The organism is Nocardioides dubius (assembly GCF_039528155.1).
Taxonomy (GTDB): domain Bacteria; phylum Actinomycetota; class Actinomycetes; order Propionibacteriales; family Nocardioidaceae; genus Nocardioides; species Nocardioides dubius.
On sequence record NZ_BAAALG010000012.1, the window covers coordinates 69154 to 82701 of the forward strand.

Genomic DNA, 13548 nt, shown 5'->3' on the forward strand with positions numbered 1-13548 from the left:
CCCCGTCGCAGCGACGGGATCCTCTGCCGGGGCTCCGTCTGCCCGGCACTAGGATCGACCCCATGAGTCGTGTCCTCTCCGCAGTTGCCTGGCCGTACGCCAACGGGCCTCGCCACATCGGCCATGTCGCCGGTTTCGGCGTGCCCTCCGACGTCTTCAGCCGCTACATGCGGATGGCGGGCCACGAGGTGCTGATGGTCTCCGGCTCCGATGAGCACGGCACGCCGATCCTGATCGCCGCCGACGAGGCGGGCCTGACCCCGCAGCAGCTGGTCGACCGCAACCACCGGTTGATCACCGAGGACCTCGCCGGGCTCGGCATCTCCTACGACCTCTACACCCGCACCACCACGCGCAACCACCACGCCGTGGTGCAGGAGCTGTTCACCGGCGTCTACGAGAACGGCTACTTCGTCGAGAAGACCACCTTCGGTGCGATCTCGCCGTCCACCGGCCGCACCCTGCCCGACCGCTACATCGAGGGCACCTGCCCGATCTGCGGTGCGGACGGCGCGCGCGGCGACCAGTGCGACAACTGCGGCAACCAGCTCGACCCGGCCGACCTGATCAACCCGGTCAGCAAGATCAACGGGGAGACCCCGGAGTTCATCGAGACCCAGCACTTCCTGCTCGACCTGCCGGCGCTGGCCGAGGCGCTGGGCGAGTGGCTCGACGAGCGCGAGGCGTCGGGCACCTGGCGTCCCAACGTCATCAAGTTCTCCAAGAACATCCTTGCCGAGATCCGCCCCCGGGCGATGACGCGTGACATCGACTGGGGCATCGCGGTCCCGCTCGACGGCTGGCGGGAGAACCCCACCAAGAAGCTCTACGTCTGGTTCGACGCCGTCATCGGCTACCTCTCGGCGTCCATCGAGTGGGCCCGGCGCAGCGGTGACGCCGATGCCTGGCGCAAGTGGTGGAACGACCCCCAGGCGTTGTCCTACTACTTCATGGGCAAGGACAACATCACCTTCCACAGCCAGATCTGGCCGGCCGAGCTGCTCGCCTACAACGGCAAGGGCAGCAACGGCGGCACCGAGCACGCCCTCGGCCAGCTCAACCTGCCGACCGAGGTCGTCTCCTCGGAGTTCCTGACCATGGAGGGACGCAAGTTCTCCTCCTCCAAGAAGGTCGTCATCTACGTCGCCGACCTGCTCAGCCGCTACCAGGCTGATGCGTTCCGCTACTTCGTGGCGGCCGCTGGCCCGGAGAGCCAGGACTCCGACTTCTCCTGGGGCGAGTTCGTCACCCGGACCAACTCCGAGCTGGTCGCCGGCTGGGGCAACCTGGTCAGCCGCACCGCCACCCTGATCGCCAAGAACTTCGGCGAGATCCCGGCAGCCGGTGCGCTGACCGACGCCGACCGCGCGGTCCTGGCCGCCACCGAGCGGGCCTTCGCCGAGGTCGGCGAGCTGATCGGGCGCAACCGGATGCGCCAGTCGATCGGCGAGGCGATGCGCGCCGTGGGCGAGGTGAACAAGTACGTCACCGACTCCGAGCCGTGGAAGCTCAAGGAGGAGGCCGACCGCGAGCGCCTGGGCACCATCCTGCACGTGATGGCGCAGTGCGTGAGCGACCTCAACACCCTGCTCAGCCCGTTCCTGCCGTTCACCGCCAACCAGATCGACGCGATCCTCGGCGGCGCCGGTGACCTGCAGCCGATGCCGGAGATCGTCGGCGTCGACGACCTGGACGGTGGCCCCGGCTACCCGATCATCACCGGGGACTACTCGGGCGCCCACGCCTGGGGACGGCACCCGATCGTGGTCGGCACCCCGATCGCCAAGCCGAGCCCGGTCTTCACCAAGCTCGACCCGGCGATCGTGGACGAGGAGCTCGGCCGCCTCGGCCTCACCCCCTGACCCGAGGGTTCAGCGGAGCATGATCCCGCCGCCGTCGGCCATCAGCGTCTGACCCGTCATGTAGTTGGCGTCGGCGCTGGCCAGGAAGACGGCGACCGGGGCGATGTCGTTGCGCGGGTCGCCGAGGCGGCGCATCGGGTTGCCGGAGGAGAGCGCCTTCTCCTGCTCCGGGTGCGCGGCGATGAAGGCGTCGACGCCCTCGGTGCGCGCCAGCGGCGAGATCAGGTTGACGTTGATCCCGTCGAGGGCCCACTCGCGTGCGGCCACCCGGCTGATCGCGCGCACGGCCTCCTTGGCGGCGGCGTAGGCGCCCTGGGTCGGGTTGCCGTTCAGGCCGGCGCCGGAGGCGAAGTTGATCACCGAGCCCTGGGTGGCCTTCAGGTGCGGGTGCGCCTCGCGCATCAGCCAGAAGACCGGCCAGAAGCCGGTGCCGAAGGAGAGGTCGAACTGCGCCCGGGTGGTCTCCACGAGCGGAGCCTGCTGGGAGGCGTGCGCGTTGTTGACCAGCACGTCGAGCTTGCCGAACGTCTCCACGGCCTCGGCCACGATCGCGGTGGCGTTGGCCTCCACCGACAGGTCGGCGGAGAGGAAGGCGACGGCGTCGCCGAGCTCGGTCTGCAGCGCCTGGCCGGCCGCCTCGTCGACGTCCACGATCAGCACCTTGGCGCCCTCGTCGACGAAGGCCCCGACGATCGCCTTGCCGATGCCCTTCGCGCCGCCGGTGACGATCGCGACCTTGCCGTCCAGTCTCATGCTCACTCCTCAACACACGCGTCGCGAGACTGTCTCGTGACGCCGGCCACAGGGCCCCGGTCAGGGTAGGAGCGCACGGGCCGCGGTGGTGGGCGTCGGCCCGGTGATCGGGAGGGCGGTCCCGGCGCAACGGGTTGGGCGACGCCCGCGATACTTGCCCCCATGCAGACTCCTGGGGTCCAGTACGTGCCGATGTTCTACATCGCGCAGAAGCTGGCGATGACCGCCAACCGCTACCGGGTCCTGGCGGCCAACCCGGACGGCACCGAGGGCGCGCTGATGGCGTTCGCCCACCAGAAGCGGATGGCGTTCAAGGAGAAGGTGACCTTCTACGCCGAGGAGCAGATGACCACCCCGGTCTTCGGCTTCGGCGCTCGTCAGGCGATCGACCTCTCCGCCGGCTACGACGTGGTGGACGCTGCGGGTGCGCCGCTCGGCTTCTTCAAGAAGGAGTTCGCGGCGAGCCTGGTCCGCTCGACCTTCGTGATCGAGGGTCCCGGCTACCGCGGCAGCGGCACCGAGCGCAGCCAGGCGGTCGCGATCGCACGCCGCTTCGTGGACTTCCCGTTCCGCTTCCACTTCGACTTCCTGGACGCCGTCACCGGGCACTCCCTGTTCTCCGTCGACCGGCGGGCCAGCCTCCGTGACCGGTACGTCGTCTCGGTCGCCGACCAGCGCATCGACTGGCGCGTCGCCGCCTCGGTGACGGTCGCCCTCGACGCGATGATGGCGCGCTGAGCAGGGCGGGGAGACTCCGATGACGCTGCACCCGCAGGCCCGCCGAGCGGTGGCCGGCTACGCCGATGAGCAGAAGGTCACCGACCCGGGCTACGACATCGACGCCGCGCGCCGCGAGGCCCGGGCGGCCGCGGCGGCGGTGCCGCGCGTGGAGCTGCCCGAGGTCCGCGACGTCGACGCCGACGGCGTGCCGTGCCGCTACTACCGGCCCGCCGAGCGCACCGACGCGGTGCTGATCCACCTGCACGGCGGCGGGTTCGTCTTCAACGACGTCGAGGTCCACGACGCCGCGGTGCGCCAGTTCGCCCGGGTGCTCGGCATCGGGGTGCTCTCGGTGGACTATCGCCGACCGCCCGAGCACCGGTTCCCGGCCGCCCCCGACGACGTCGACACCGTCCTCGCGTGGGTGCGCGCGGGCGGGCTGGGCGAGGTCGAGCGGATCTTCGCGCACGGCGACAGCGCCGGCGGCAACTTGGCGCTGGTCGCCGCGCTGCGCAACCCCGGTGCCTTCTCCGGGGTGGTCCTGATCTACCCGTTCCTCGACCCGGAGGCGGGCTTCGACTCCTACCGCACCGCGGCCGAGGGGTTCGACGCCGCCGAGGCCGCCTGGTACTGGCAGCAGTACGCCGCCACCGAGGCCGACCTGACCGACCCGGACCTGGCGCCGCTGCGCTCCGAGCGCCTGGCCACGCTGCCGCCGACACTGGTGGTCACCGCCGAGCACGACCCGCTGCGCGACGAGGGCGAGCACCTGGTGCACCTGCTCGCCGAGGCCGGCGTCGAGGTGGTCGGCAGCCGCGCGCTCGGTCAGATCCACGGCTTCTGGCGGCACACCGAGGTCTTCACCGCCGCAGCGCCGCTGCACCGGCAGGCGGCCGGCTTCGTGCAGATGTTGCTGGAACGGGAGTGAGGCCGAGGGCCGAGCGCGCGTCTCGCCGCCGGCACCCGTCGTGGCAGATCCGGCTCCGGCCTGAGAAACTTGGTCCATGCGCGTTCACCTCGGCTCTGACCATGCCGGCCTCGAGCTCAAGGACCACCTGCTCAATTGGCTCGTCGACGCCGGCCACGAGGTCGTCGACCACGGCCCGTTCGTCTACGACGCCCTCGACGACTACCCGGTCTTCTGCCTGCGCGCCGCTGAGGGCGTGGCCGCGGAGCGCGCGGAGGGCCTGGACAGCCTCGGCGTGGTGATCGGCGGCTCCGGCAACGGCGAGCAGATCGCCGCCAACAAGGTGCAGGGCATCCGCTCGGCCCTGGTCTGGTCGGAGGAGACCGCGACCCTGGCCCGCGAGCACAACGACGCCAACGTGATCTCGGTCGGTGGCCGGATGCACACGCTGGAGGAGATGACCCGGTTCATCGAGCTCTTCCTGGCCACCCCGTTCCCGGGCGACGAGCGCCACGTGCGCCGGATCGGCCAGCTGGCCACCTACGAGACCGAGGGGCTGCTGCCCGAGCTGCCGGCCTCCGCACTGCAGGGCACCGCCCCGGACGCCGAGGATGCCTGAGGGGCACACCCTCCGACGGCTGGCGGGACTGCTCGACGACGCCTTCGCCGGCCGTCGTCTCGGGGTCAGCTCGCCGCAGGGACGCTTCGCCGCGGATGCCGCGGTCCTCGACGGCGCGCCGCTGGTCGGGGCCGACGCTGCGGGCAAGCACCTCTTCCTGGAGTTCGCCGACGAGCGGATTGTGCACATCCATCTCGGACTGATCGGGCGCTTCGACCTCGCCGAGGGGATCGCGCCGCCTCCGGTGGGGGAGGTGCGGCTGCGGCTGGTCGCCGCCGACCACTCGGCCTATGCCGATCTGCGCGGCGCCACCCGCTGCGATCTGGTCGGCCCCGAGAAGCGCGCCGCGGTGATCGCCTCGCTGGGGCCGGACCCGTTGCGCGCCGACGCCGACCCGGAGCGTGCCTGGCGCCGGATCTCGCGCAGTGAGCGGACCATCGGCGACCTGCTGATGGACCAGGCGGTGATCGCCGGCGTCGGCAACGTCTACCGCGCGGAGGTGCTCTTCCGGCACCGGATGCACCCGCTGCGGCCGGGCCGTACCCTGCGCCGCGGGCAGTTCCAGGCGATCTGGGACGACCTGGTCGTGCTGATGACCGAGGGCGTGCGCACCGGGCGGATCGACACGGTGCGCCCCGAGCACACCCCTGAGGCGATGGGTCGGGAACCGCGCAAGGACGACCACGGGGGAGAGGTCTACGTCTATCGGCGTACCGGCCAGCCCTGCCTGATCTGCACCAAGCCGGTGCGCACCGAGGCGCTGGCCGGGCGCAACTCGTTCTGGTGCCCCGGCTGTCAGCCGGTCTTCCGCTCGCGCGCTCATCTACAGTAGGCCGAGCGTCCCTCAGAAGGAGTACAGGTGACACGACGGGCTCGGTCGCGACGCTCGTCCTGGGAGCGGCTGCGACGCCGGCTCAGCGGGGGCGAGGCGTTCGTCCTCCTTGTGCTGACCCTGCTCACCCTCGCGCTGGGCCTGGCCTACTTCGTCTGGACGGAGCCGTGGCCGCTCACCGCCCTGGCGCTGCCGTTGGTGCTGGGCAGCGTGCTGCTCGGTCCGCGCAACCTGCCGTGGTTCGTGATCCTGGTGCTCGCGGTGCTCGCCACCGCGCTCACGCAGCAGGAGATCACCTCGCGGATGGTGATGACGGTGGTGATCCTCTTCGCCCTCGGCCTGATCGTGATGATCTCCTCCTTCCGGCGCACCGAGCTCGGCGTCGCCGGGGTGCGGGGCGAGTCGATGCTGGTCGACCTGCGCGACCGGATCCTCAGCCAGGGCAAGCTGCCCGCGCTGCCGGCCGGCTGGTACGCCGAGTCCGCGCTGCGCTCCGCGGGCGGCACCTCGTTCGCCGGCGACTTCGTGGTGGCGTGTCGCCACGGCAGCGATCCGCGGCTCGACCTGGTGGTCGTCGACGTCTCCGGCAAGGGCGAGGACGCCGGCACCCGGGCGCTGCTGCTCTCCGGAGCCTTCAGTGGCCTGCTCACCGCGGTCCGGGCCGAGGAGTTCCTGCCGGCCGCCAACCGCTACCTGCTGCGCCAGGAGTGGGAGGAGGGGTTCGCCACCGCGATCCACCTCTCGGTCGACCTGGAGACCGGTGACTTCGAGGTGCGCACCGCGGGCCATCCGCCGGCCCTGCACCTCGAGGCGGACACCGGCCGCTGGACCGCGCACGAGACCGAGGGGCCGTTCCTCGGCCTGATCGAGGACGCCGAGTTCGAGGCCGCGCGCGGACGGCTCGGCCCGGGCGACGCGGTGATGCTCTACACCGACGGGATGGTGGAGACGCCGACGCGCGACCTGACCTCGGGCATCGACCGTCTGGCCGGCGAGGGGGAGAAGCTGCTGCACGAGGGCTTCGACCACGGGGCGCGCAGGCTGATCGAGCGTCTGGGCACCCGCCACGACGACCGGGCGCTGCTGCTGATCCACCGCCGCTGAGCGACACGAGCCGGACCTGATTGGCTGGCCCCGTTCGGTCTGTGGCAGCATAGGCGCGCACCACATGCGGATGTAGCTCAATGGTAGAGCCTCAGTCTTCCAAACTGATTACGCGGGTTCGATTCCCGTCATCCGCTCCAAGGAGCCCGTCCCTGGGCACTTTGGCGGGGCGTAGCGTAGTGGCTAGCGCGCCTGCTTTGGGAGCAGGAGACCGCAGGTTCGAGTCCTGTCGCCCCGACCATCCGTCTTCACGCGTGGCCCGAAATTCGTGGCTCGCCGCTTGGTAGGTAGACTCGTCTGTCGGGTCGACTGGGTTCCACTCGCCCCGCCCTGAACCCACCAAGCATGAGGAGAACACCTGTGAAGAGCGCCGTCGAGACCTTGAGCCCGACCCGGGCCAAGCTGACCATCGAGGTGCCCTTCGAGGAGCTCAAGCCGAGCCTCGACGCGGCGTACAAGAAGATCGCTCAGCAGATCAACGTGCCCGGCTTCCGTCGCGGCAAGGTGCCGGCCCTCGTCATCGACCGCCAGGTCGGCCGCGGCGCGGTCCTCGACCAGGCGATCAACGACGTGCTGCCGCAGAAGTACTTCGAGGCGCTGCAGGAGAACGAGCTGGAGCCGATCGGCCAGCCCGAGATCGACGTGACCAAGCTCGAGGACAACGAGATCCTCGAGTTCACCGCCGAGGTCGACATCAAGCCCGACTTCGAGCTGCCCGCCTACGACGGCATCGAGGCCTCGGTCGAGGACATCGAGATCTCCGACGAGGACGTCACCGAGCAGGTCGAGGCGCTGCGTGAGCGGTTCGCCACCCTGAAGGTCGTCGAGCGCGCTGCCGCCGACGGCGACTTCGTGACCATCGACCTGGCCGCCCGCCAGGACGGCGAGGTACTCGACGGCGCCGAGGTCTCCGGGATGTCCTACAAGGTCGGCCGCGGCGGCATGCTGGACGGTCTCGACGAGGCCCTGGTCGGCATGAGCGCCGACGAGAGCAAGAGCTTCACCTCGCAGCTGGTCGGTGGCGACCTGGTCGGCCAGGACGTCGACGTCGAGGTCAAGGTCACCCAGGTCCAGGAGCAGGAGCTGCCGGAGTTCGACGACGAGTTCGCCCAGCTGGCCTCCGAGTTCGACACCGCTGCCGAGCTGAACGACGACGTCCGCGAGCGCCTCGGCCGCGGCAAGCGCCTCGAGCAGGCCGCTGCCGCCCGTGACGCCGTGCTCGAGGTGCTGCTGGAGAAGGTCTCCATCCCGCTGCCCGACAGCCTGGTCACCGACGAGCTCAACGCCCGCCGCCAGAACATCGAGCAGCAGCTCATGTTCGCCGGGATCACCATGGAGAAGTACCTCGAGGACGAGGGCCAGACCACCGAGGAGTTCGAGGCCGACCTCGAGCGCCGGGTCCGCGACGCCGTCGCCGCGCAGTTCATCCTCGACAAGGTCGCCAAGGCCGAGGAGCTGGGCGTCGACCAGAACGAGCTCTCCCAGCACCTGGTGCGCCGCGCTCAGCAGTCCGGCCAGGACCCGCAGGAGTTCGCGAACCACATGTTCGAGCACAACCACATCCCCGACCTGGTGCAGGAGATCCTGCGCGGCAAGGCGCTGGCCACGATCGTCGAGTCCGCCGTGGTCAAGGACGCCTCGGGCAACGCGGTCGAGCTGAAGAACCTGCTGCCGGACGGCACCATCGGTGAGCCGGCTGCCGAGGTCGCCGAGGACGCCGACTCCGAGTGACCTCACGCTGAACATCGACCGCCNGTTCGGCATTTTCTGCGGTTCCGGTTGCCCGCCTGCCCCGGGCCTTGCAGACTCTGCCGGGTGAGCTCCTCCTCCCAAGCCCATGCCGGCACCTCGACCGAGCAGATCGGCGTCGGCGCCCTCGCCTGGCGGCTCGGCGTCCGGGTGGCGCGTGGCGCGGGCGGTCTGGGCTGGAGCCTGCTGACCCGGCAGACGCCCCGCGCGCTCGCCTTCGCCCGCGCGACGGCGGTCAACGCGGCGCCGGTGCGGGTGCGCCTGTCCGGTGCGGACGTGGCGACGGATCCGGACTCCCTGGCACGGGCCTACCCGGACGCCACCGGGTGGCTGCTGGTGCTGCTCCCGGAGCCCGGCCAGGCCGAGTCGGTGTGGGACGGCGAGGCGGCCAGCTACGCGGAGCCGCTGCGGCGGCTGCTGGACTGGACCCCGGTGCAGATCCGGGTGCCCGGTGGCGGTGACGACCAGGGCGCCGGGGTCGGCGTCGAGCTCAGCGCACTGCTGCAGGTCCTCCACGACCACTGGCCGGTGCCGATCACCAGGATCGCCGTCGTCGCGTCGGGGGAGGGCGGCCTGGCGCTGCGCTCCGCAGCGGCGGTGGCGACGGTGCATCCCCGCTCCTGGCAGAGCCTGACCGGCGACGTGGTCCTGCTCGGCACCCCACACCTGGTGGTCCCGCCGACGCCGGGAAGCTCGGCGATCGGCCGGGGCCTGGAGGCGGAGCTGGCGGGGGTGATCGGCGAGGACCGGGCCCGGCCCGGTCTGCCTGAGCTGGATGCTCGCTATGCCGTGATCACCCGGCGAGCACGCCAGGAGGCGAACCCGATCGGTGCGCTGCTGGGCTCGCTGGTCTGGTGGCGCGATCGCAGCAGACGACGTCCGCGCCAGGCCCGCGAGCTCTTCCCCAGCGCCGAGCTGCACTGCGTGGACGATGCGGGTCAGCCGCTGGCGGCACACTCCGAGGTTCGCGACGCACTGATGAGGTGGTTGGCATGAGCACGACAGCAGGCGGCGACGCCGATCGGGAGCTCCGGGCGGAGGTGGTGATCGCCGCCGGCCCGAGCGAGGTGTGGACGGTGCTCAGCGACGTCAGCGTGCTCAGCGCCGGCAGCCCGGAGACGGTGCGGATGCTGCCGCTCAAGAGCGGTGGGATGCGGGTCGGCCAGTGGTACCTCGGGATCAACCGCCGCGGCTGGGTCTGGTGGCCGACGCGCAACGTGGTGGCCACGGTGGACCCGCAGCGCGCACTGGTCTGGGACACCGCCTCCAGCGGCGCACGCTGGATCTACGAGCTCAGCGCCGACCCGGCCGGCACCCGGGTGGTGCACCGGCGTCCGGTGCCGCGACGGCTGACCCTGATCAGCAAGGTCTTCGCCGCCACGCTGCTGGGCGGGGCGGTGTCGCACGCCGACGAGCTCGAGGCCGGCATGGCGCGCACGCTGGCCGGGGTCAAGGCCCGGGTCGAGGCGGCCGCAGGTTGATCGGTGCGTCCTGGTCCGTCCGCCTGGACCGGAGGCGGTTGTGCCGTCAGCGAATCCGCTGTGGGCGAACACCGGGCCACAGCCCGTGGTTTTGTCGGTGCCGCGGTCTAGTGTCGGTCCCGTGAACCAGATTCCCAGTCCCCAGATGAACGGTGGCCTCCCGTCGTACGGGCTCGACGACAACGTCTACCAGCGCCTGCTGCGTGAGCGGATCGTCTTCCTCGGCTCGGAGGTCCGCGACCAGAACGCCAACGCGATCTGCGCCCAGCTGCTGCTGCTCTCGGCCGAGGATCCCGAGGCCGACATCTTCCTGCACATCAACAGCCCGGGTGGTTCGGTCGACGCCGGCATGGCGATCTACGACACCATGAACTACATCCCCAACGATGTCGCCACGGTGGCGATGGGCCTGGCCGCCTCGATGGGTCAGTTCCTGCTCTGCGCCGGTGCCAAGGGCAAGCGCTACGCCCTGCCGCACGCGCGGATCATGATGCACCAGCCGTCCGGCGGCATCGGCGGCTCGGCCTCCGACATCAAGATCCAGGCCCAGCAGAGCCTGCTGCTCAAGAAGCAGCTGGGCGAGCTGATCGCCGAGCACACCGGCCGCAGCGTCGAGGAGATCGAGCGCGACTCCGACCGCGACCGTTGGTTCACGCCCGAGCAGGCCCTCGAGTACGGCCTCATCGACAAGGTGATCACCAGCGCCCGCGAGACCTCTGACGAGGGCCGTCCGGCCCACAAGAAGGACTGAGCATGAACTACTACATCCCGCAGTGGGAAGAGCGGACCTCCTACGGCTTCCGCCGGATCGACCCCTACGCGAAGCTCTTCGAGGACCGGATCATCTACCTGGGCACCCCGATCAGCGACGACGTCGCCAACGCGGTGATCGCCCAGCTGATGTGCCTGGAGTCGATGAACCCCGACCAGGACATCCAGATCTACATCAACAGCCCCGGTGGCTCCTTCACCGCGCTGACCGCCATCTACGACACGATGCGCTTCATCAAGCCAGACGTGCAGACCGTCTGCATCGGCCAGGCCGCCTCGGCCGCCGCCGTGCTGCTGGCGGCCGGCGCCCCGGGCAAGCGCCTCGCGCTGCCGAACGCCCGGATCCTGATCCACCAGCCCTACACCGAGGGCCAGGGCGGCCAGATCTCCGACCTGGAGATCCAGGCCAACGAGATCATCCGGATGCGCGAGCTGCTCGAGACGATGCTCGCCGACGCGTCGGGCAAGTCCGCCGACGAGGTGAGCCGCGACATCGAGCGCGACAAGATCCTGACCGCCACCCAGGCGGTCGAGTACGGCCTGATCGACTCGGTGATCGAGTCGCGCAAGGCTGCGCTGGTCTGAGGCAGTTCGGCCCCGTGTCGGCCCGTGAAAACGGGCCGGCCGGGGTAGGTTCGAGAAGTTAGACGTTCGAGGGAAGGAAGTCCGTCCGTGGCACGCATTGGTGACGGAGGTGACCTGCTGAAGTGCTCGTTCTGCGGGAAGAGCCAGAAGCAGGTCAAGAAGCTGATCGCCGGCCCCGGCGTCTACATCTGCGACGAGTGCATCGACCTCTGCAACGAGATCATCGAGGAGGAGCTCTCCGAGCGCACCGAGGTCGGTCTCGAGGAGCTGCCGAAGCCCAAGGAGATCTTCGAGTTCCTCAACTCGTACGTGATCGGCCAGGAGACGGCCAAGAAGTCCCTCGCGGTGGCGGTCTACAACCACTACAAGCGGGTCCAGTCCGGTCTGGCCGGCGGCGGCAAGCACAACCGCGACGACAACGTCGAGGTGGCCAAGTCGAACATCCTGGTGGTCGGCCCCACCGGCTGTGGCAAGACCTACCTCGCCCAGACCCTGGCCCGGATGCTCAACGTCCCGTTCGCGATCGCCGATGCGACGGCGCTGACCGAGGCCGGCTACGTCGGCGAGGACGTCGAGAACATCCTGCTCAAGCTGATCCAGGCCGCTGACTACGACGTCAAGAAGGCCGAGACCGGCATCATCTACATCGACGAGATCGACAAGGTGGCCCGCAAGGCGGAGAACCCCTCGATCACCCGCGACGTCTCCGGTGAGGGCGTCCAGCAGGCCCTGCTGAAGATCCTGGAGGGCACCACCGCCTCGGTGCCGCCGCAGGGCGGGCGCAAGCACCCGCACCAGGAGTTCATCCAGATCGACACCACGAACATCCTGTTCATCGTGGGCGGTGCCTTCGCGGGCCTGGAGAACATCATCGAGCAGCGGGTCGGCAAGAAGACCCTGGGCTTCACCGCGGAGGTGCGTGGCCAGGCCGAGCGCGACGAGGAGGAGCTGCTCGCCCAGGTCCGTCCCGAGGACCTCACCAAGTTCGGCCTGATTCCCGAGTTCATCGGTCGCCTGCCGCTGATCGCGAGCGTCAACAAGCTCGACAACGAGGCGCTGGTGCAGATCCTCACCGAGCCGAAGAACGCCCTGGTCAAGCAGTACCAGAAGCTCTTCGACATCGACGGCGTCGAGCTCGAGTTCACCGACGAGGCCATCGTCGCGATCGCCGACAAGGCGATGGAGCGGGGCACCGGTGCCCGCGGCCTGCGCGCGATCATCGAGGAGGTGCTCCTCCACGTGATGTACGACGTGCCCTCGCGTGGCGACATCGCCAAGGTCGTGGTCACCCGCGAGACGGTCCAGGACAACGTGAACCCGACCCTGATCCCGCGCGAGGAAGAGCCCAAGAAGAAGCGCTCGGCCTGACAGGTCCCGGCGGCGTAGCCCATCTGGGGGGTATTGCTCCCCGGGCTCGCCGCCGTCGCGCGATTCGGGATACCTTGGGCCCGGTCATCATGGAGCGCTGACGCGCTCCGCTGCTCGGAGCGCCGCGGCGCTCTCTCGGAAACTGTCGTGGGGGGACGATGAGCTCAGCTCAGAGGCGACCGATCGCTGCCTTCGTGCTGCTGGCGTTGGCCGTCGCGCTGTTCTTGGCGCAGTCGCTGAGCGATCCCGGTGTCTCCGCCGCTGACGAGGTCGACTCCTCGTCGGTGATCCTGATCAACGGCGGGCATGTCGCCGACGTCGGCTCCGCCCATCGTCCGGCGACCAGCGCCGGTGTGCTGGACGGACTGATCCCGGGGCTGGCCCCCACCATCAAGCAGGTCAGCGCCGCCAACACGGCACGGGCCAACGGCACCGTCCGGGCGGCCGCCAAGCGCGGTCAGGGCGCCGGTGGTGCCTCGTCGAGCAAGCGGCAGGCGCGCAAGGCGTCGCACGGCGACTCCACCGCGGCCGCCGAGGCCCGGCGCACCGCGCGCCTGGAGCGAGCCGCTGCCAAGGCGGCCGCGAAGGCCGCCAAGCAGGCGGAGAAGCGCACGCGCGCGTGGGAGCGGGAGTCGCGCAAGGCGAACCGCAAGGGCCACCGGCACGGCGCCTCCGACCAGGACCGCTCGCACCGCGGGCCGCGGTCGAACCGCGGGCACGACTCCCGTGGCCACGACTCCCGTGGCCACGACTCCCGCGGCCAGCACTCGAACCGCGGCCACAAGTCGGATCGCGGC

Annotated in this window: 14 protein-coding genes and 2 tRNA genes; 15 read left to right on the forward strand and 1 reads right to left on the reverse strand. The window is 70.2% G+C overall.

Annotated features, from left to right (window positions below):
* Positions 1–62: 62 nt before the first annotated feature.
* Positions 63–1862 (forward strand): methionine--tRNA ligase, encoded by a 1800-nt coding sequence (metG, locus tag ABD151_RS16515; protein ID WP_343995889.1) that lies wholly within the window; start codon positions 63–65, stop codon positions 1860–1862.
* 9 nt (positions 1863–1871) lie between these two features.
* On the opposite strand, the gene ABD151_RS16520 is transcribed toward metG, so the two are convergent.
* A complete protein-coding gene (locus ABD151_RS16520; protein WP_343995890.1) occupies positions 1872–2615 on the reverse strand; it encodes an SDR family NAD(P)-dependent oxidoreductase in 744 nt (247 codons plus the stop codon).
* Positions 2616–2777: 162 nt separating this feature from the next.
* On the opposite strand from ABD151_RS16520, the gene ABD151_RS16525 reads away from it, so the two are divergent.
* The 14 genes from ABD151_RS16525 to ABD151_RS16590 all read left to right on the forward strand — a co-directional run.
* Complete coding sequence (locus tag ABD151_RS16525) at positions 2778–3353, forward strand: LURP-one-related family protein (RefSeq protein WP_343995891.1); 576 nt, start codon at positions 2778–2780, stop codon at positions 3351–3353.
* Between the two features lie 19 nt (positions 3354–3372).
* Positions 3373–4263 (forward strand): alpha/beta hydrolase, encoded by an 891-nt coding sequence (locus ABD151_RS16530; protein WP_343995892.1) that lies wholly within the window; start codon positions 3373–3375, stop codon positions 4261–4263.
* 76 nt (positions 4264–4339) lie between these two features.
* Positions 4340–4861: a ribose-5-phosphate isomerase gene (locus tag ABD151_RS16535; RefSeq protein WP_343995893.1), complete on the forward strand. Its 522-nt coding sequence runs from the start codon at positions 4340–4342 to the stop codon at positions 4859–4861.
* Entirely contained in the window at positions 4854–5693 is an 840-nt protein-coding gene (locus tag ABD151_RS16540) for an Fpg/Nei family DNA glycosylase (protein WP_343995894.1), read from the forward strand. The genes ABD151_RS16535 and ABD151_RS16540 overlap by 8 nt, the downstream gene beginning before the upstream one ends.
* Before the next feature lie 27 nt (positions 5694–5720).
* On the forward strand, positions 5721–6797 hold the full coding sequence (locus tag ABD151_RS16545) for a PP2C family protein-serine/threonine phosphatase (protein ID WP_343995895.1): 1077 nt from the start codon (positions 5721–5723) through the stop codon (positions 6795–6797).
* Positions 6798–6863: 66 nt separating this feature from the next.
* Positions 6864–6937: transfer RNA gene (locus tag ABD151_RS16550), tRNA-Gly, on the forward strand.
* A 25-nt stretch (positions 6938–6962) separates the two neighbouring features.
* Positions 6963–7038 (forward strand) — tRNA-Pro (locus tag ABD151_RS16555).
* Positions 7039–7157: 119 nt separating this feature from the next.
* The gene (tig, locus tag ABD151_RS16560) at positions 7158–8528 is read left to right on the forward strand and encodes a trigger factor (RefSeq protein WP_343995896.1); all 1371 of its coding nucleotides are present in this window, start codon (positions 7158–7160) and stop codon (positions 8526–8528) included.
* An 84-nt stretch (positions 8529–8612) separates the two neighbouring features.
* Positions 8613–9542, forward strand: a complete 930-nt coding sequence (locus ABD151_RS16565) for a hypothetical protein (RefSeq protein WP_343995897.1) — start codon at positions 8613–8615, stop codon at positions 9540–9542.
* On the forward strand, positions 9539–10027 hold the full coding sequence (locus ABD151_RS16570) for an SRPBCC family protein (protein ID WP_343995898.1): 489 nt from the start codon (positions 9539–9541) through the stop codon (positions 10025–10027). Before ABD151_RS16565 ends, ABD151_RS16570 begins: the two co-directional genes overlap by 4 nt.
* 145 nt (positions 10028–10172) lie before the next feature.
* Positions 10173–10778 (forward strand): ATP-dependent Clp protease proteolytic subunit, encoded by a 606-nt coding sequence (locus ABD151_RS16575; RefSeq protein WP_343996016.1) that lies wholly within the window; start codon positions 10173–10175, stop codon positions 10776–10778.
* Positions 10779–10780: 2 nt separating this feature from the next.
* Positions 10781–11383 (forward strand): ATP-dependent Clp protease proteolytic subunit, encoded by a 603-nt coding sequence (locus ABD151_RS16580; protein WP_343995899.1) that lies wholly within the window; start codon positions 10781–10783, stop codon positions 11381–11383.
* A gap of 87 nt (positions 11384–11470) precedes the next feature.
* Positions 11471–12751 carry an ATP-dependent Clp protease ATP-binding subunit ClpX gene (gene clpX, locus ABD151_RS16585; protein ID WP_343995900.1) on the forward strand — a complete coding sequence of 427 codons (1281 nt, stop codon included), beginning with the start codon at positions 11471–11473 and terminating at the stop codon, positions 12749–12751.
* A 158-nt stretch (positions 12752–12909) separates the two neighbouring features.
* On the forward strand, positions 12910–13548 hold a 639-nt coding region (locus tag ABD151_RS16590), incomplete at its 3' end, for a hypothetical protein (protein ID WP_343995901.1).

Coding starts and splice junctions, on each gene's coding strand:
- metG (WP_343995889.1), top strand. CDS start 63: ATGAGTCGTGTCCTCTCCGCAGTTGCCTGGCCGTACGCCAACGGGCCT.
- ABD151_RS16520 (WP_343995890.1), bottom strand. CDS start 2,615: ATGAGACTGGACGGCAAGGTCGCGATCGTCACCGGCGGCGCGAAGGGC.
- ABD151_RS16525 (WP_343995891.1), top strand. CDS start 2,778: ATGCAGACTCCTGGGGTCCAGTACGTGCCGATGTTCTACATCGCGCAG.
- ABD151_RS16530 (WP_343995892.1), top strand. CDS start 3,373: ATGACGCTGCACCCGCAGGCCCGCCGAGCGGTGGCCGGCTACGCCGAT.
- ABD151_RS16535 (WP_343995893.1), top strand. CDS start 4,340: ATGCGCGTTCACCTCGGCTCTGACCATGCCGGCCTCGAGCTCAAGGAC.
- ABD151_RS16540 (WP_343995894.1), top strand. CDS start 4,854: ATGCCTGAGGGGCACACCCTCCGACGGCTGGCGGGACTGCTCGACGAC.
- ABD151_RS16570 (WP_343995898.1), top strand. CDS start 9,539: ATGAGCACGACAGCAGGCGGCGACGCCGATCGGGAGCTCCGGGCGGAG.
- ABD151_RS16575 (WP_343996016.1), top strand. CDS start 10,173: ATGAACGGTGGCCTCCCGTCGTACGGGCTCGACGACAACGTCTACCAG.
- ABD151_RS16580 (WP_343995899.1), top strand. CDS start 10,781: ATGAACTACTACATCCCGCAGTGGGAAGAGCGGACCTCCTACGGCTTC.